This window comes from Kribbella sp. CA-294648 (assembly GCF_050943845.1).
Lineage (GTDB): Bacteria > Actinomycetota > Actinomycetes > Propionibacteriales > Kribbellaceae > Kribbella.
In genome coordinates this window covers 3,231,024-3,247,925 of the sequence record NZ_CP191981.1, presented here as the reverse complement: position 1 = coordinate 3,247,925, position 16,902 = coordinate 3,231,024, and the positions used below count along the sequence as shown (strand labels likewise).

General features: G+C 68.4%; 16 protein-coding genes. 6 read left to right on the top strand and 10 right to left on the bottom strand.

Going from position 1 to position 16,902, the window contains the following annotated elements; all coding sequences use genetic code 11:
- Positions 1-244: 244 nt before the first annotated feature.
- From ACQPYM_RS15630 to ACQPYM_RS15620, 3 genes are read right to left on the bottom strand one after another with little or no spacing between them, the layout of a single operon-like run.
- Positions 245-1,261 (bottom strand): NAD(P)/FAD-dependent oxidoreductase, encoded by a 1,017-nt coding sequence (locus ACQPYM_RS15630; protein ID WP_433021221.1) that lies wholly within the window; start codon positions 1,259-1,261, stop codon positions 245-247.
- Entirely contained in the window at positions 1,258-1,785 is a 528-nt protein-coding gene (locus ACQPYM_RS15625; protein WP_433021219.1) for an isoprenylcysteine carboxyl methyltransferase family protein, read from the bottom strand. The genes ACQPYM_RS15630 and ACQPYM_RS15625 overlap by 4 nt, the downstream gene beginning before the upstream one ends.
- The gene (locus ACQPYM_RS15620; protein WP_433021217.1) at positions 1,785-2,831 is read right to left on the bottom strand and encodes a type III polyketide synthase; all 1,047 of its coding nucleotides are present in this window, start codon (positions 2,829-2,831) and stop codon (positions 1,785-1,787) included. The genes ACQPYM_RS15625 and ACQPYM_RS15620 overlap by 1 nt, the downstream gene beginning before the upstream one ends.
- 18 nt (positions 2,832-2,849) lie before the next feature.
- On the opposite strand from ACQPYM_RS15620, the gene ACQPYM_RS15615 reads away from it, so the two are divergent.
- Positions 2,850-3,665, top strand: coding sequence for a UbiA family prenyltransferase (locus ACQPYM_RS15615; protein ID WP_433021215.1), 816 nt, complete (start codon positions 2,850-2,852; stop codon positions 3,663-3,665).
- Between the two features lie 4 nt (positions 3,666-3,669).
- On the opposite strand, the gene ACQPYM_RS15610 is transcribed toward ACQPYM_RS15615, so the two are convergent.
- Positions 3,670-4,542 carry a LysR substrate-binding domain-containing protein gene (locus ACQPYM_RS15610; protein ID WP_433021213.1) on the bottom strand — a complete coding sequence of 291 codons (873 nt, stop codon included), beginning with the start codon at positions 4,540-4,542 and terminating at the stop codon, positions 3,670-3,672.
- Positions 4,543-4,678: 136 nt separating this feature from the next.
- Here ACQPYM_RS15610 and ACQPYM_RS15605 point away from each other — a divergent pair, with 136 nt between their 5' ends.
- Positions 4,679-6,196, top strand: coding sequence for an MFS transporter (locus ACQPYM_RS15605; protein WP_433021211.1), 1,518 nt, complete (start codon positions 4,679-4,681; stop codon positions 6,194-6,196).
- Here the strand turns inward: ACQPYM_RS15605 and ACQPYM_RS15600 are convergent.
- Positions 6,190-6,891: an SRPBCC family protein gene (locus ACQPYM_RS15600; RefSeq protein WP_433021209.1), complete on the bottom strand. Its 702-nt coding sequence runs from the start codon at positions 6,889-6,891 to the stop codon at positions 6,190-6,192. The two genes, ACQPYM_RS15605 and ACQPYM_RS15600, sit on opposite strands and share 7 nt — an antisense overlap.
- 70 nt (positions 6,892-6,961) lie before the next feature.
- Here ACQPYM_RS15600 and ACQPYM_RS15595 point away from each other — a divergent pair, with 70 nt between their 5' ends.
- The gene (locus ACQPYM_RS15595) at positions 6,962-7,579 is read left to right on the top strand and encodes a GNAT family N-acetyltransferase (protein WP_433021207.1); all 618 of its coding nucleotides are present in this window, start codon (positions 6,962-6,964) and stop codon (positions 7,577-7,579) included.
- A gap of 69 nt (positions 7,580-7,648) precedes the next feature.
- Here the strand turns inward: ACQPYM_RS15595 and ACQPYM_RS15590 are convergent, their stop codons facing one another.
- Both ACQPYM_RS15590 and ACQPYM_RS15585 read right to left on the bottom strand, forming a co-directional pair.
- Complete coding sequence (locus ACQPYM_RS15590; RefSeq protein WP_433023290.1) at positions 7,649-8,110, bottom strand: lysyl oxidase family protein; 462 nt, start codon at positions 8,108-8,110, stop codon at positions 7,649-7,651.
- Positions 8,111-8,189: 79 nt separating this feature from the next.
- Complete coding sequence (locus ACQPYM_RS15585) at positions 8,190-8,963, bottom strand: SDR family NAD(P)-dependent oxidoreductase (RefSeq protein ID WP_433021205.1); 774 nt, start codon at positions 8,961-8,963, stop codon at positions 8,190-8,192.
- A gap of 149 nt (positions 8,964-9,112) precedes the next feature.
- On the opposite strand from ACQPYM_RS15585, the gene ACQPYM_RS15580 reads away from it, so the two are divergent.
- Positions 9,113-11,311 carry a bifunctional SulP family inorganic anion transporter/carbonic anhydrase gene (locus ACQPYM_RS15580; RefSeq protein WP_433021203.1) on the top strand — a complete coding sequence of 733 codons (2,199 nt, stop codon included), beginning with the start codon at positions 9,113-9,115 and terminating at the stop codon, positions 11,309-11,311.
- On the opposite strand, the gene ACQPYM_RS15575 is transcribed toward ACQPYM_RS15580, so the two are convergent.
- Both ACQPYM_RS15575 and ACQPYM_RS15570 read right to left on the bottom strand, forming a co-directional pair.
- On the bottom strand, positions 11,272-12,084 hold the full coding sequence (locus ACQPYM_RS15575) for a phosphatase PAP2 family protein (protein ID WP_433021201.1): 813 nt from the start codon (positions 12,082-12,084) through the stop codon (positions 11,272-11,274). The two genes, ACQPYM_RS15580 and ACQPYM_RS15575, sit on opposite strands and share 40 nt — an antisense overlap.
- 135 nt (positions 12,085-12,219) lie before the next feature.
- Positions 12,220-14,163: a S41 family peptidase gene (locus ACQPYM_RS15570; RefSeq protein WP_433021199.1), complete on the bottom strand. Its 1,944-nt coding sequence runs from the start codon at positions 14,161-14,163 to the stop codon at positions 12,220-12,222.
- 126 nt (positions 14,164-14,289) lie between these two features.
- On the opposite strand from ACQPYM_RS15570, the gene ACQPYM_RS15565 reads away from it, so the two are divergent.
- Entirely contained in the window at positions 14,290-15,468 is a 1,179-nt protein-coding gene (locus ACQPYM_RS15565; RefSeq protein WP_433021197.1) for a hypothetical protein, read from the top strand.
- On the opposite strand, the gene ACQPYM_RS15560 is transcribed toward ACQPYM_RS15565, so the two are convergent.
- A complete protein-coding gene (locus tag ACQPYM_RS15560) occupies positions 15,465-16,220 on the bottom strand; it encodes an SDR family oxidoreductase (RefSeq protein ID WP_433021195.1) in 756 nt (251 codons plus the stop codon). The two genes, ACQPYM_RS15565 and ACQPYM_RS15560, sit on opposite strands and share 4 nt — an antisense overlap.
- Before the next feature lie 64 nt (positions 16,221-16,284).
- On the opposite strand from ACQPYM_RS15560, the gene ACQPYM_RS15555 reads away from it, so the two are divergent.
- Entirely contained in the window at positions 16,285-16,893 is a 609-nt protein-coding gene (locus ACQPYM_RS15555; RefSeq protein ID WP_433021193.1) for a TetR/AcrR family transcriptional regulator, read from the top strand.
- The last annotated feature ends 9 nt before the right edge of the window (positions 16,894-16,902 follow it).

The following is a 16,902-nucleotide window of genomic DNA, read 5'->3' as shown; positions in this document are numbered from 1 at the left end:
AGGCCACAGGCCCAGGTAACAAGGCTTCATATTCCGGCAACGGATGGGCAACATCCGGCTGGCAATCTTTACCTCAGAAACACCGAGAACTTGTCCCAGCCTTTCACCAGGAGGCTGGGGCCAGATCGTTCCAGCCTTTCACCAGGAGGCTGGAGCACCCGTTCCAGCCTTTCACCAGGAGGCTGGAGCGACCCGTGTTGGGCCCGGCGATTGTCTGAGCGATCGCCGGGCCCACGCGCGTTTTCTAGGTGAGTTGGTTGACGATGGCCCCGAAAACGCCGGGCAGCCGGGCGGCCGCCGGGACGATACGGGGAGCGAGCAACGATCTGTTGCGGGCCCAGAGCAACGAACCGGTGAGGAACCGGCACTCCCAGGAGACCCGGCGCCAGGCCGCCTCGTACTCCGCTGGGCGGTCGGCCTGTACGCAACTGACCAGCTCGGCCGAGGTGCGCAGCGCGACGGCGATGCCTTCACCGGTCAGCGCGTCGACGTAACCGGCGGCGTCGCCCACCAGCAGCACGCGCCCGGCCACGCGGCCGCGGACGCGCTGGCGGAGCGGGCCGGCGCCTAGTACGGAGGTAGCTGCGGTGGCTCCAGCGAGTCGGCGCTTGAGAGCGGGGAAGGCGTCGAGGTGGGAGTCGAAGGAGCCGCGCGCGGAGGTGAGGATCGCGACGCCGACGAGGTCGTCGGCTACTGGTGTCACGTAGGCCTCGCCCAAAGCTGACCAATAGACCTCGACCAAATCGCACCAAGGCCGCACAACAAAATGCCGCCGAAGTCCCCTCCGAGGCTCCTCCTCGCCAACTACTCCGAGAGATAGCTGGCGGCGGATTGGGGAGTGGAGGCCGTCGGCGGCGGCTAGGTAGCGGGCGGTGATGCCGGCTGCCGTCACCGAGTCGAGGGTCTGAGTGATTGCTTCGACGCGAGACGCGACGACTGGGACTTCCAGCTCGGCGAGGCGGGTCGCGAGGGCGCGCTGGAGCGTAGTACGGCGGACTCCTAGTCCTGGGCCGGCGCGGAAGCGGGCGTCGACCACGTGGTTGGCGTCGAGGTAGCGGATGCCGTAGAACGGCCGCCCCTCCAGCCGCACCCCGAGTCGCCCGAGATACTCCGTCGCACTCCACGCGATCCCCTCGCCACAGGCCTTGTCGATCGGCGACGAGCGCGGCTCGACGACCACCACCGACAGACCGGCCAGCGCGGCGCGAATGGCCGTGGCCGCGCCGGCCGGGCCCGCGCCGGCGACGAGGAGGTCGATCACTTGGTCAGCGCGGAGTCCAGCGCCGCTTCTTCGGTCCGGATCCGGACCGCCAGCAACGGAATGTTCAGCAGCAGGAACACAGCCGCCGTCACCCACGCCGTGTGGACCAGCGGCAACGCGATCCCCTCCGCGACGACGGCGACGTAGTTCGGGTGCCGGATCCACTTATAGGGGCCTGCAGCAACCAATTTCAGTCCCGGTACGACGATCACCCGGGTGTTCCACTGATGCCCGAGCACCCCGATGCACCACCAGCGCAACCCCTGCGCCAGCAGCACCACGGCGAACATCGACCAGCCGAGCGCCGGGATGAACGGCCGGTCCGCCACGATCGCCTCGACCAGGCACCCGGCCAGGAAACCGGTGTGCAGCAGCACCATGAACGGGTAGTGCCCCTTGCCGGACTCCACCCCGCCCCGCTCGAAACTCCACTTCGCGTTGCGCAGCGAGACGACGAGTTCGGCCACCCGTTCGAGCCCGACGACCAGCACGAGGACGACGTACCACCACAACGACGAGTCCATCACCACTCCAGAAGTACCAGCTCGGAACAGAAGCCTGGGCCCATCGCGAGCAACACGCCCATCCCCGAAGGATCCAGGCGGAGGGTGTCACCGAGCACGTGCAGCACCGAGGAGGACGACAGATTCCCGACCGCGTCGAGTGATTTCCAGGTCAGGTCGAGCGCTCCCGAACGCAGGTCGAGCGTCTCCGCGACCGCCTCGAGCACCTTCGGTCCGCCCGGATGACTCACCCAGGTCCCGATCTCCGGAACGGTCAGCCCGTAAGCCGCCAGGAACGCGGTCACGTCACCGCCCAGGTACTTCCGAACCACCTCCGGTACGTCGGCCCCGAGCACGATCCGGAACCCGCCCGACCCGACGTCCCACCCCATCACTCGCTCCGAGTCGGGATAGAGCCGCGACCGCGTCGCCACGACCGAAGGCCCGGCGGCAGCGGGATGGGACGAACCTGTCAGCACCACCGCGGCCGCTCCGTCGCCGAACAGCGCGCCGCCGACCAGATTCGGCAAAGTCGAGTCGTCGCGCTGAAGAGTCAGCGAACACAACTCGACCGACAGGAGCACGGCGACATGCCCAGGCCACGCCTTGAGATAGTCGTGCAACCGCGCGATCCCGGCCGCTCCCCCGACGCACCCCAGCCCGAACAGCGGCATCCGCTTGACGTCCTCGCGCAACCCCAGCCGGCCGGCGACCCGCGCGTCGATCGACGGCGCGGCCACGCCCGTCACGGTGGTGAACATCAGAACGTCGACGTCATCCACCGTCAGGCTGGCCGCCTGCAGCGCGCCGGACACCGCTTCCGCGCCCAGGTCGACCGCGACCGAGATCCACTCGTCGTTGGCCTCGCCGAAATCCTTCAGGACGGCGTACCGCTCCAGCGGCATCGCCAGGTGTCGGTGGGACACGCCGGCGTTCGCGTGCAGCCGGCGGAGCAGGGCGAGACCTTTGCCGTCGGGCAGGCAGATGTCGGCGAAGGCGTCGGTCAGGTCCTGCTGCGGATATCGGTGCGGCGGCAACGCCGTCTGGACCGCGGCGATCCGCGTCATCGTGGCATCGTTGGGTCGGTGACCCGGTTGAGAGTCGTCCGCGGACTCGCGATGGCGAGCCATCCTGGGCCGACCGTTGCCGTCACCACACTGGTGACGGTGGTCGCGTGGTCGGCGGGCCGTAGCCCCACCGGATGTCTGTTGGTCGCAGCAGCAATCCTCACCGGCCACCTCTCGATCGGCTGGAGCAATGACGCGATAGACGCCACCCGCGACACCAGTGTCCACCGAAACGACAAACCAATCGTCCTCGGACTGGTGAGTCGCAGGACGGTGTGGGTCGGCGCGAGCGTGATGGCGATCGCGTGTGTGCCGCTCTCACTGGCCAGCGGAGTGCTCGCCGGCCTGGCGCATCTGGTCGGTGTGGCGGCCGCGTGGGGCTACAACCTCGGCCTCAAGTCGACGCGAATTTCCTGGCTCCCGTACGCCGTTGCCTTCGGCCTGCTCCCGTCCTTCGTCACCCTCGGCACCTCCGGCGACTGGGCCCCTTGGTGGGCCTCAGCCGCCACCGCGTTATTGGGAGTCGGCGCCCACCTGGCGAACGTAGTACCGGATCTAGCAGACGACCTGGCAACCGGAGTAGAAGGCTGGCCCCAACGCCTCGGCCGGCTAGCCCGGTACGCCGCCCCACTCCCCCTCGCCGCCGCAACCACCCTCCTGGTAGCAGCCCCACCTGGCCCCATCGGAGCAGTCGGCTGGCTAGCCCTCGCCGTAGTCGCCGCCCTGCTGACAACAATCGTCCTCTGGAAAAGCGCCCCCTTCCTACTCACCATCGCAGTAGCCGCAGTAAGCATCACCACCCTCGTCCTCCGAGGCGACGCTCTAACCAGTTAGGTATCTAGTCGGCTGGTTTTAGTGGGGCTGTGGTGCCGAGGATGGCGGCTGTTAGGGCTTCGGCGGGTTCTTTGGCGGCTCGGGGGTTGGTGATGAGGACTAGGTCGATGGCGGGGAGTTCGGGGAGGCCGGCGCTGGGTGGGGGTTCTACCAGGTCGGCGGGCATCAGGGAGCGGGCGAAGATGGCGATGCCTAGGCCGGCTCGGACTGCGGCGAGGACTCCGTTGACGCCTCGGACTATGCAGGTGATGCGGCAGGAGCGGCCGGCTTGTTCGAGGGTTTGGACGCCGAGGGAGCGGCTGATGCTCGGGGCCTGGTAGGCGACCAGTGGGACGGGGCCGTCGGGGGCGATCCGAGTGCCCGCGATGCCGGCCCACACCAGCGGGTCGCGGCGTACGACGCGGCCGTTCGGTTCGTAGCCGCCGCCGAGGCTGTGTTTCACGTAGGCGAGGTCGAGGTGACCCGACTCGACCCGGCGGAGCAGATTGGGGCTCTGTGCAACGGTCAGTTCGAGGTCGATGCGCGGATACAGCTGCCGGAAGTCGCGCAGGATCCGCGGTAGTGGCGTCAGCGCAAGATCGTCGGTCACACCGAACCGGAGCCGACCGCGCAGCTCTGAACCAGTGAAGTACCCGGCCGCTTCCTCGTGCGCGGCAAGGATCGTTCGAGCGAAACCGGCCATCGCCTCACCGTCGGCGGTGAGCGTCACCGTCCGCGTGTCGCGCACGAACAGCGGGCGGCCGACCGCGGTCTCGAGTTTGCGGACATGTTGGCTGACCGTTGGTTGCCGGATGCCCAGACGTTCGGCCGCCTGGGTGAAACTGAGCGACTGCGCCACCGCCAGAAACGTGCGTAACTGGTCCGGGTCGTAGGCCACAGTCGCTCCTCCACTGACGTCATCATTGCGGGACGCAATAAGACTAATAGGAGTAATTCGCTGTCGGAATCCAGTGTCCAGCCCTGAGGATGGAAGGGACCTCCCCTGCCAAAGTCCACCTTCCTAGGGATGACTCTTGACCACCCGGGCCACCGGTTCTGTCCACCCCGTCCCCGACTTCCACACTCATCGCACCTCGACCACCCGTCCTGACGACAGCCGGCGGAGGCCTGGCTTCCGGGACACCTTCAGCGCCCTGCAGGTGCGCAACTTCCGCCTCCTGGTCAGCGGCCTTTTCGTCAGCTCGACCGGCGGCTGGGTCCAGCGCATCGCCCAGGATTGGCTGGTCCTGACGCTCACCGGTAGTGCCACCGCGGTCGGCATCACCACCGCCCTGCAGTTCCTGCCCACTCTCCTGCTCGGCCTGTACGGCGGTGTCATCGCCGACCGTTTCCCCAAGCGCAAGGTCCTGCTGGTCACCCAGTCCATGATGGGCGCGGCGGCCGCCGTCCTCGCCGTGCTCGCGTTCACCGGTTCGGTCCAGGTCTGGCAGGTCTACGCCCTGGCCTTGTTCCTCGGCATCGCGGTCGCCGTCGACAACCCCACCCGGCAGTCCTTCGTCAACGAACTCGTCGGCAAGGAGCGGCTGCGGAACGCGATCAGCATGGTCTCGTCGACCTTCCAGCTCGGCAGCCTGATCGGCCCGGCACTCGGCGGCGTACTACTCGGCACGGTCGGCGCCGGCTGGGCTTTCGCGCTCAACGCGATCACGTTCTTCGGGTCGATCTCCGCGCTGCTGATGATGCGCGAACACGAGATGCCCGGGCTGCAGGCCGCCCGCCGGGCCAGTGCGGGGATGCGGATGCGTGACGGTCTGCGCGACGGCGTGCGGTACGCGTTCGACGAGCCGGCCGTCCGCTGGGCGATCGCACTGGTCGGCATCTACGGCATGTTCACGATCAGCCTGCCGGTCACGCTCACCGCCTTCGCCGACCGGGTCTTCCACACCGGAGCCACCGGGTACGGCGTACTGAACTCCGTCGTTGCCGCCGGCGCATTGACCGGGGCGCTGCTGTCGGCGCGGCGGGTCCGGCCGACCAGGCTGCGCAACCTTGTCGGGATCGCCTCGATCCTCGCGGTGACCGAGATGGTGGCGGCGATCCAGCCGTCGCTGTGGACCTTTCTGCCGTTGCTCTGCGCACTCGGCATGGCCACGCTGATGTTCCTCACCGCGGCACAGTCGATGGTCCAGCTGATTACGCCCGACGGGCTCCGCGGCCGCGTCGCCGGAATCTACAGCCTCGTCTTCATCGGCGGTGGCGCGATCGGCGGCCCGACCGCCGGCTGGATCGCCGAGCACTGGGGTGCCCGGACCGCGCTGTTGCTGGCCGGACTGATCCCGGCCGTGGCAACGGTTGCCATCGGCATCAAGCTCGCCCGGGACGGTCGATTCCGGGTGGTCGTCGTCAAGCCGGCGAAGCGCTCACCGTGGTTGCAGCCGCCGCGGCTCGGGCTGGCGCAGACCGAAGTACGGGTGCAACGGCCGGCGGCGCCGCGGATCGAGCGGCCGATCACCATCGCACGACGGCAGCACCAACGCAGCGGCGATCACCCACGTCCCCGGCGTACCAGGAAGCGGCCGCTGCATCACTGAGCGGTGAGATAGAACTCGGTCAGCCACGACTGCCAGGCGTCCTCCAGGCGTCCGGCGTCGTGGCCGGGACCGTAGTAATGGTGGCCGAGGGCAACGGGCATGCCGAGCAGGCTGCGGTCGTGGAAGCGCAGCAACGCGTTCTCGGTCTGGATCCCGAGATGGCTCGGGCCGTCGTAGTCGACCTCGCCGAGGATCACGCCGAGCCCGTAGACGTCCAGCTCGACCTTGTCACCGACCGCTCCGCCGATCGCCTCGCGCAGTTTCTCCCAGGCCTCCGCGGTGCCCGACCACGCGGGCCCCTCGGCAACCACATAGGTGGCGGGCTGGGAGTCGAAGCCCGACATATAGAGCTGCAATGTGTGGAAGTAGAAGTCCCACCCACGCGCGGTCGCCTCGTACTCCGCTTCCCAGTCGTCGCCGGTGAACCCGGCCTGGGCGAACCGCAGTACCGTCGACCCGTCGTCCTGCGGCTCGATCAGGTACTCGAAGATGCCCGCCTCACCCCGTACTGCGAACCCGCTGCCCGGCTCCCAGCGCAACAGCTCACCGTCCGCGAGCAGTCCGTTCTCATCCGGCGACGGATCCATCGGCGCGAACCACGCGGTCAGGCCGGCCTCGGTCGCGATCGCGTCCCACACCTGCTCCGGACTCGCCTCCAACGGAACCTCGACCTCGATCCGGCGTTCCTCCGTCATCGTCCTTCTCCCGTCCAGCAGGCGGATGTTGTCCTGACCATCATCCGTCGCCGGTGAAATCATCGACCGCATGGGTTTCGAACTGCACGGACCGCCGCTCGAAGGATCGCTGGTCAGACTGGAGCCGCTGGGCCATCAGCACGCGGCCGACCTGGCCGTCGCCGCCGAGGCGAACCGCGACTCCTACACCTTCACCTGGGTGCCGAAGGCCGACGAGGTCGGTGACTACATCGAGGCCCAACTCGGCCGGGCCGCGGCGGGCAAGCTGGCGCCGTACGCGCAGATCTCTCAGGAGTCAGGGCGAGCGGTCGGCTCGACCTCGTACTGGGATCCCCGGCTGTGGCCAGGCGAGGACAAGCTGTCCGCGATCGAGATCGGGTTCACCTGGCTGGCCTCGTTTGCCCAGGGCACCGGCATCAACGCCGAAGCGAAGTACCTGCTGTTCCGGCATGCGTTCGAGACGTGGCAGGTGGCGCGCGTCGACCTGAAGACGGACGCGCGCAACAGCCGGAGCCGAGCCGCGATCGAGAAGACCGGGGCGAAGTTCGAGGGTGTACTGCGGAACTGGTCGGTCTCCTGGGCGCCCGGGGAGCAAGGCCGGTTGCGCGACTCGGCGATCTTCTCGATCATCGACACCGAGTGGCCGGCCGTCAGGGAACGACTGGAGACCCGGCTCACTCCCGCCTGACCAGCACCGGCGGCCCTCCCCCAGGAAGGGCCGCCGGCGAGCTGGGGCCAGAGCGTCAGGCTCAGGGCATCAGGGTGCGTCGATCAGGCCGACCGGCGGGACCTTGACGGTGCGCTTGTGCAGGGTGCCGCCCAGGATCACCTTGCGGAGGGCGACGTTGTTGCTGGTGCTGGCCTCGACCAACCGGTTGTCCGGGTTCGCCTTGACCTCGATGAAGTACGTGCCGTTCGGCAGGTCCGTGATGTCGAAGGACTGGCCCGGCCGGAACTGCGCGTAGGTGTCACCCGATCCGACGTCCAGCACCTCGCGCACCGAGAGCGAGGTCTGGCTGCCGCAGGCGGTGTGCAGGTCGGTGTTGGACGGCTTCCAGTTCGCGTTCTTGACCGTGTAGTCGATCGCGTCGGTGGCCGCCAGGCAGAACGCTTCCTTCTGGCTGCGGACGACCTCGGTCTGCTTGGCGTTCAGCAGGCTGTAGCGGGCGAAGTCGGTGAAGTGCCAATGGGTGTGGCCTTCCCGCGGGTCCCACTCCAGCGTGCCGGTGTTCTTGTGCCCGTCACCAAGGTTGATCTCAGTTGTATGGCATTTGTGTCACAGCCCTCACGCACGGTGATCAGATCGCGGAGGTGACGCCGCCGTCCATGGTGATGATGGCGCCGGTGACGTAGCTGGCCAGCGGTGAAGCCAGGAAGGTCGCGACGTTGGCAATCTCGGCCGGTTCGGCGGCGCGGCCGATCGGGATGCTGGCGACCATCTCGTTGAGCAACTCTTCCTTCGGCCGGCCGGAGGCCCGGACCGCGGCTTCGAGTCCCTCGTCGACGCGGCCGGTGCGGGTCAGCCCAGGGTTGATCACGTTCACCCGGACGCCGCGATCGGCGTACGCCTTCGCATAGCCGACGGAGGCGAGCATGAGGGCCGCGTTGGCCGCGCCACCGCCGATGTGCAACGCGTTCGCCGCCCGGCCGCCCTGCCCGACGACGTTGACGATCGCGCCACTGCCGCGCTCGGCCATCCCGCGGACAACCGCCTCGGTCGCGTGCATGTAGGTGAAGTACTTCGCTTCCATCGCCGCGTGCAACGCCTTGCTGTCCAACTCGTCCGCCGGCGTACGCCGGGCCGCGCCCGCGCAGTTGATCAGCACCTCCGGTACGCCGATGCGCTCGAACGCGGCAGCCGTCGCCTCGGGGTCGGTCAGGTCGATCGCCTCGACCTCGAAGCTCAATCCTTTGGCCGCCAACTGTTGCTGGGCCGCGGCGAGATTGCCGGAATCGCGGGAAATCCCGGTCACCTTGGCGCCCTCCCACAGCAACGCCTCGACACAGGCCAGCCCGATCCCCTTGCTGGCTCCGGTCACCACCGCGGTCTTGCCCGACAGTCGCAGATCCACCTGTACCTCCTGCAGTCCTTGGTCGCCGTTGGCAACGAATTGGAATTACTGGTCGTCCGGGCTTGATCCGGCCGGTACTATCAGTAACCAGATCGACACTCTTTGTTTCGACGTTCTGTTGCTGTCAGCACCCAACGCCGGAGGGACCCGTGCCGAGCATCTCACCCAACCATTCACCGCCTTCGTCCGAGGCCGCGCATACCCGCAGCTCGTGGAGGTCGGTCCTTCGCCATGACGTACCGGCTTCGCTGGTCGTCTTCCTGATCGCAATCCCTTTGTCACTGGGGATTGCCGCCGCATCCGGAGCCCCGCTGATCGCCGGGCTCGTCGCCGCGGTCGTCGGCGGCATCGTCGCCGGCGCGCTCGGCGGCTCCTCCTTGCAGGTCAGCGGTCCCGCCGCCGGCCTCACGGTCGTCGTGGCCGGTCTGGCCACGCAGTACGGCTGGGCCGCCACCGCGGGCATCACCTGCGCCGCCGGTCTTCTGCAGATCCTGCTCGGCGTCACCCGCATCGGCAGGCTCGCGCTGTCTCTCTCCCCCGCCGTGGTGCACGGCATGCTGGCCGGTATCGGCGTCACCATCGCCGTCCAGCAGTTGCACGTGGTGCTCGGCGGGAGTGCGCAGAGCTCCCTGATCGCCAACCTGGCCGAGCTTCCCGCGCAGTTGATGGCCCATCATCCGGGCTCGGTCCTGGTCGGCATCCTGACCGTGGTGATCCTGCTCGTCTGGCCCCGGTTGCCCAAGCTCCGCATGGTTCCGGCGCCCCTGGTCGCCGTGGTGAGCGTCACCGCGATCGCCGCCACGTTCATGACCGACGTCACCCGCGTCGACCTGCCGTCGGAGCCGTTGAAAGAGCTCATCCCGCCCACCCTGCCGGCCGGCGGCCCACTCGAGCTCGCGACCGCGGTGCTCACCGTCGCCCTCGTCGCCAGCGTGGAGTCGTTGCTCTCGGCCGTTGCCGTGGACAAGCTTCATCGCGGCAGACGCGCCAATCTCGATCGCGAACTGGTCGGCCAGGGCGCGGCCAACGCGATCTCCGGTGCACTCGGCGGGATGCCCGTCACCGGGGTGATCGTGCGCAGTTCCACCAACGTCGCGGCCGGTGCCCGGAGCCGGGCGTCGGCGATCCTGCACGGTGTCTGGATCGCGGTCTTCGTGCTCGCCGCGGGCGCGATGCTCGAACTGATCCCGATGTCCGCGCTGGCCGGCGTCCTGCTGGTCACCGGTCTGCGCCTTGTCCAACTAGCCCACATCCGCACCCTCAAACGCCATGACGAACTTCTCGTGTACGTCGTCACCGGGGCGGGCGTCGCGGTCCTCGGCCTGGCCGAGGGGGTTCTGGCCGGGCTGGCCCTGGCCCTCGCCAGGGTGCTGTATCGGTTGTCCAGGGCAACGGTCACCGCGACCGAGGAGGACGGCACCTGGATCGTCAGGATCCGCGGCACGCTGGTCTTCCTCGGCGTGGCGTCGCTGGTCCGGACCCTGCGCACGATCCCGGCCGGCGCCCCGGTCCGGGTGGATCTCCAGGTCAACCACCTCGACCACGCGGCGTACGAGGCGATCGAGGACTGGCGGCGTGGGCACATCGCGCGGGGCGGTTCGGTCGAGCTGAGCCGCGCGGCGTTCAGGGCTGCCCTGCAAGGCGGTCCGGGCCGCCGGATCATTCCCTGGCAGCACCACCGGGTGGTGCCGGAGGTCGACCAGCGGGCCGCGATGCTCGACGGCATCCGCGAGTTCGAGGCGTCGGCCGATCCGATCCGGCCGATGATGGCGGAGCTGGCCGCGAACGGGCAGAAACCGACGCAGTTGTTCATCACCTGCGCCGATTCGCGGATCGTGCCGAACATGATCACCACCACCGGACCGGGCGACCAGTTCTGCGTGCGCAACGTGGGCAACCTGGTTCCGCCGTACGGGTCGAACAGCAGCTCGGTGGACGCGGCGGTCGAGTACGCCGTCGAGGTACTGGGCGTCGCCTCGATCGTGGTCTGCGGTCACTCGCACTGTGGTGCGGCCGCCGCCGCGCTGGAGCCGTCCGCCCAGAACGGCACAGCACTCCAGACCTGGCTGAAGCACCTGGAGCTGTCGGTACGCCGGGCCGACGCGCTGCCCGACATCATCGATCCGGTGACCGGCATCAAACTGTCGGCGGCCGACAAGTTGTCCGTCACCAACGTGGCCGTCCAACTGGAGAACCTGCGCAGTTTCGCCTGCGTCCGCAAGGCCGAGGAGGCCGGCCGGCTCGAACTGGTCGGCCTGTACTTCGACATCGGCGCGGCCGCGGCCCGGCTGGTCCTCGAGCGCGAGCCCTACCTCGTTCGCGCGGACGAAGAGCTCGCCATCACCTGATCGGCACCGGCGGGTGTGCTGTCCCGGCGCACCCGCCGGCTGTCGAACACCAGCACCAACGGGATCGCCAGCCCGATCGCGATCAGCCCGTCGAGCCAGTAGTGGTTGGCCGTCACGACCACCACTGCGAACGTCAGGACCGGATGGGCGATCCACAACCACCGCCATCGGGAGCTGGTGGTGCGGATCAGGAACACCGCGACCATGAACGCCCAGCCGACATGCAGACTCGGCATCGCCGCGAACTGATTCGCGAGCCCAGTCCCCGCATCGGCGCTGTACACCGACTGCCCGAGCAGCTGACCGGTATCGATCCACCCGTACTGCGGGAACATCCGCGGCGGCGCGAGCGGGAAGACCAGATGCCCGATCAACGCCAGCCCGGTCAGCGACGCCAGCGCCCAGCGCGCCTTCGGGTACTCCGCCGGGCGGCGGACCAGCAGCCACCCGAGGACGATCGCAGTGAGCGGGAAGTGCACACTCGCGTAGTACCGGTTGGCGGCCTCGGCGAGACCCGGGATCTGCAAGGCGAGGTGCTGGACCTGAGCCTCGCTCGGCAGACCGAGCAGCAGCTGGAGATGTCTCAGCGCATCGGCGTTCTCGAAGGCGGCGCCGGCATGATGCGCCGAGATCAGCCGGCCGAGGTTGTAGAGGCCGAAGAGCACGGCGAGCAGGACGAGTTCGCGCAGGATCCGTTTCCGGCGCGCCCGTTGGTCGGGCGGCGACAGCGCAGGCAGGTGCTCCAGTGGTCGGCTGAGAGTTACCTGCGCCATTCGCCCTCCCCAGAAACCGAATGCTCGTTCTTCGAGATTTCAGCCTGCTCCTGGAACCGGGCAGAAATCAAGAACGGTCATTCGTTTTCCGCTGTGATCCCGGCCGCATCGGTGGCCGGGAGCGGCGAGGAGGTGTCAGACAGTCACCCTTCGGGAGGCGACCAGGTCACCCGCGTCGTAGCCGTCCGCCCGCAGCAGCTGGCCGGCGGTCACGTCGAGGATGTCGATGCTGAGCGGCGTCCCGGTCAGGTCTTCGGAGCTGATCGGCCGGTCGTCGAGGTACAGGTCGACCCGGTCGAGGCCGGCCGTGTCCAGGACGACCGTGAGCGTCGTACCGGTCAGTGACGCCGAGACGTCGAGTCGCCGGTTCGGCATCGCCGCGAGCAGGGCGCCGGCCGCGTCGAGGAGATCGGCGTTGCCTCCGAGCAGGTCCCGGCGGGTCAGTTGATGCGTCACATCGGGTCGGACGCCGAGGTCTTCGACCGGCGTACCGGACAGCTCGCCGACGCGCAGGGTCCGGCGGATCGAGACGCGCAGGTTCGCGCCGTTCGGCAACGCCTCGTACGGCGAAGTCGGGTCCGGCGGCTGCGGCTCGTTGAGCAGGGTGGCGAGCAGGCCATGGGTCCAGACGTTCGCGCCACCGGCTCCGGTGTTGTCGTCGACGCCGAGGATCTTGCCGATCTGGTGGTCGGCGAAGCCGGCGGCGAAGATGTCCGTGGCCGAGTAGACCCGGGCATCGGTGATCAGCACGACCGGGCCGTAGTACGTCTGGCCGATCGCGTTCGCGCCGTCCTCGGGGGTGATCGGCTTCGCCGCGGAGTACGCCGCGCCCGTCTCGGTGGCCAGGTCGAGCGATTCGAACCAGGGCCCGAGGTCGATCCCGGCCGGGTTGTCCTTGTGCCGGCGGCAGATCCGCAGGTTGAGCGGCGTACTGATGAACTGCACCGGCTCCGGGGCGATGCGGCGCGGCGTCAGCGTCTGCAGGGTGAACTCACTGGCGTAGATGTGTCCGCCGCCGTTGTCGCGGACGTCGATGATCAGGCCGTTCTGCGGCAACGCCGCGGCGAGCCGGACGAACTCGTCGCGGAAGGCGACCGGGTCGGTCACGCTGAACGTGAACATCCGCAGATGCCCGAAGGTGCCGTGCGCCGTGGTCACCTCCCGAGCGCGGAAGACACCCGGCATCGTGGTCGGGAGATCGGCGCCACCGACGGCCTGCGGTTCGGCAAGCTGGGCAGAGCTCTGGCCCTGTTCGAGGGCGACGACCTCGCGGACATAGAGCGCCTTCTTGGCCCGGTTCTTCTCGTCGGAGTCCAGGTCGAGACCCATCAGCGCCGAGGCCGGGGTGAGTGCGTCGAGATCCGTCATCGGCGGCAGGTTCGTCGTCACCTTCCACTGCTCGCGCAGCTCCTGGGCGGAACCGTCGAGGCCGAGGTAGCTCAAGGTCACCCAGTCCTCGTCCGGTGGCGACTGGATCACCAGCGGGCGCAGGGTCAGCGACTCCAGTCCGCGCGCCAGGTTCGCCGCTTCGTTGCTGCCGGCGAACTGGGCTCCGTTGAGCGCGACGGCGCGGGCGATCGGCGTACCGTTCCAGTGCGTCACCTCGGCGCCGGGCCCGAACTGCGGAGCGGTGTAGCCGGCGACGGTCCGGGTGACCAGGTAGTGCTCACCGGTCTGGTCGAAGCACTTCTCGATCATGAACGGCAGGAACGCGATCTTGCCGGCGAACGGCGCGGGCAGCAGGTAGTTGGTGTGCAGATCCCGGACCGAGTGGAAGATGCTCGACATCCGCCGGTGGAAGATCCACTCCGCCTCCATCGTCTCGGCGGTCTGGCGTTCCATCCTGGCACGCATCACCCGCAAGCGCTGCAAGGGATTCACCGCATGCATCGCCATCTTGAGTTGCAGGTGGACATAGTTCTGCTCGAGCAGTAACAGAGCCTGGTCGACGAGCAACTTGCGTTGGCCCAGCGTCAGCGAACCCGCCGTCTGCAGGAACTGTGGCAACGGGACGACAGCGGCCTTGTGGGTAGTGGACTTCCGGGCTTTCCTGGTAGCGGTCTTGCGAGTTGGCACCATGACTTCCCCCAAAGAGGCAGCCCCTCCCCTGGGCCGCGATTCCCCCACCGTCCTGCGCGGCCTGGGTGATGTCAACGCCTCGTTGTCCTCGTGGCCAACAGCATGCTGGTGCACAACCATCGAGAGATGAGGATCAGACGCTGGTTGTTGACCATCGCGGTGGTGACCGGCGCCTGCACCGCGCCGGCCCAGGCTGAGGCCGCCGCTTCATTTCCGCGCATCGACGCGACCGGGATGCAACTCGTCGCGGGCGACACGTTCGCGACATACGGCGCCCGGATCGCGGCGCTCGAACAGAAACCTGGTCTCGCGCCGGTCGGCGTCACCGAAGTACTGGCGGCTGCCAACCGGACCGGCCGCAACCTGTGCCATCCGACGTACCTGACGGCAGCGCTCAACCCGAAGGGGTTCTGCTGGCAGGACGGTGAGGACGACGACCTGAACGTGTGGATCCCGCAGGGCGTCACCGGTTCGGGCGACGCCCAGCCCGCCGGTGGGGCTCGACGAGTCGTGGCCGCGACCTGGCACAACGCCGATGACAGCGCGATCCGGGTGTCGTTCGTGGACCTGAGCACGAACAAGTACCGGCAAGTCCTGCTGGTGGAGCCGACCGGAACCGGCAACTTCGCCGCCATCGCCGGCCACGGACACGGCCTGTACTGGTCGGGCAACACCCTCGTCGTCGCCACCGGAGGGTCGGTACTGCGAACCTTCGACCTGCGGCACATCTGGCGGACCGACACCAGCACCGGCGAGGTCGGATTAGGGGCCGATGGCAAATATCACGCCCGGTGGCACGCGTTCGCCCTGCCCCAGACCGGCGCCTACTGGTACGCGGGTGGCGGTTGCGGCAACACCACTGGCGTCAAACCCTGCTTCGCGAGCCTCGCCCTCGACCACGCCGGTACCGGGTCCTTCGTCGCCGCCGAGCACACCACCCGTGGCGGCGGCCGCATCGTCCGCTGGCCGGTCGACAAAGCGACCGGCCTCCCGCCCTTGAACGCGAGCGGGGTGGTGCCGGCGATCGAGGCCTTCAACTCACCGGTGTGGGGAATGCAGGGCGCTGTGTCGTACGGCGGAAAGTTCGTGGTGGCCGGCGTCTGCCCGGAGTACGCGGACAACATCGGCGACGGCGTCGACTACCCGAGCTGCCTGCATCGCGGTACCGGCGGTATCTCGACCTCGGTCTGGACGAAAGCTCCGAAGAACACCGAGAACCTGTCGTACTGGCCGGCCACCAACGAACTCTGGCTGCTGAGCGAACAACTCCGGGAACGGGTGACCGTCCACATCCCTTGGAGTTAGCGGGGCCCTAGAAACAGGCCTCCGCTGGCGTCGATGACCTGACCGGTGATCCACCTCGCCTCCTCGGAGGCGAGGAAGGCGACGACGTCGGCGACATCGCCTGGCTCGCCCAGCCGGTCGAGCGCTGTCCCGGCCGCGATCTGGGCGACCAGGCCCGGTACCTCGAAGGCTGCGCCGTTGGTGGCCGAGCGAGTGGCACCGGGCGCGACCGCGTTCACCGTGATCCCGCGTACTCCGAGCTGGTTCGCCAGGGTCAGGGTCATCGTTTCGATCGCTCCCTTGGTCATCGCGAACGAGGTCTGGGCGGGGTTCGCCATCCGGGTCGCCACCGACGAGAGCGTGACGATCCGGCCGCCGTCAGGCAGCAGCGGGAGGGCGCGCTGGATGATGAAGTACGGCGCTCGCACGTTGACCGCGAAGAGGTGGTCGAATTCCGCCCGCGTCGTGGTCCCGATCGGACCGGCCGGCGCGGCCGCCGCATTGTTGACGAGGATGTCGAGCGGCCGTCCGGCCAGGATCGCCTCGACTCCGCCGAAGAGCGTCTCCACGTCATCGTCCTGGCCAAGCTCTGCCCGTACTGCGTGCGCGGTCCCGCCGGCCGCCTCGATCTGCCCGACCGTCGCCGCGGCGCCGTCCTTGTCCGTCCCGCAGTGGACGACGACCTCGGCTCCTCGCGCCGCCAGCCGGATCGCGATCGCCCGGCCGATTCCCTTCGACGCCCCGGTCACCAGCGCCACTTTGCCCTGACTCATCTTGCGCTCCTCTATTAGTTACTACCATGTTGTTAGTGACTACCACGATGGTAGTGTCTATCACATGGCCCTTCGAGAACAGCGGCGGCTCGAGACCCAGCGCGCGATCCAGACGCACGCGGTCCGGCTTTTCGCCGAGCGCGGCTACGACGCCACGACCGTGGCCGACGTTGCCGACGCCGCCGGGGTCTCCGCGATGACCGTCTACCGGCACTTCCCCACCAAGGAGGATCTGGTCCTCGCCGACCAGCACGCCGCGGACATCGCCGAGCGGATCGCGGCCTCCCCGCCCGAACTACCGCTCGTACGCCGGATCGGTGGCGCGCTCATCGACGGGACCGCGGCCTTAACCCGGGACGGCCGTGACAAGGGGCTGACGCCGACCGGCCAGTTCCTGCTGGCCCGGCTCAAGCTGATGATCTCGACGCCGGCTCTGCGGGCCAAGCACTTGGACAACAACTACGTCCTGCAGCAGGCCATCGTGGGCGCCCTCGGGTACGACGCGAGCGAACCCGACAAGCTCTTCCAGGCTGAAGCCGCAGCCAGCGCCTGTCTGGCCGCGCTGCACACGGCCTTGGTGCGCTGGGCCGAGGAGGACGGCCGGCCCGACCTACCCGGCCTGATCGGAATGGCGCTGGCCGCGGCCTTCGGGGAGACCGTCACCGGCGCCTGACCACCTGCC

Coding starts and splice junctions, on each gene's coding strand:
- ACQPYM_RS15620 (WP_433021217.1), bottom strand. CDS start 2,831: ATGACGCGGATCGCCGCGGTCCAGACGGCGTTGCCGCCGCACCGATAT.
- ACQPYM_RS15555 (WP_433021193.1), top strand. CDS start 16,285: ATGGCCCTTCGAGAACAGCGGCGGCTCGAGACCCAGCGCGCGATCCAG.
- ACQPYM_RS15575 (WP_433021201.1), bottom strand. CDS start 12,084: ATGGCGCAGGTAACTCTCAGCCGACCACTGGAGCACCTGCCTGCGCTG.
- ACQPYM_RS15625 (WP_433021219.1), bottom strand. CDS start 1,785: ATGGACTCGTCGTTGTGGTGGTACGTCGTCCTCGTGCTGGTCGTCGGG.
- ACQPYM_RS15595 (WP_433021207.1), top strand. CDS start 6,962: ATGGGTTTCGAACTGCACGGACCGCCGCTCGAAGGATCGCTGGTCAGA.
- ACQPYM_RS15600 (WP_433021209.1), bottom strand. CDS start 6,891: ATGACGGAGGAACGCCGGATCGAGGTCGAGGTTCCGTTGGAGGCGAGT.
- ACQPYM_RS15565 (WP_433021197.1), top strand. CDS start 14,290: ATGAGGATCAGACGCTGGTTGTTGACCATCGCGGTGGTGACCGGCGCC.
- ACQPYM_RS15560 (WP_433021195.1), bottom strand. CDS start 16,220: ATGAGTCAGGGCAAAGTGGCGCTGGTGACCGGGGCGTCGAAGGGAATC.
- ACQPYM_RS15570 (WP_433021199.1), bottom strand. CDS start 14,163: ATGGTGCCAACTCGCAAGACCGCTACCAGGAAAGCCCGGAAGTCCACT.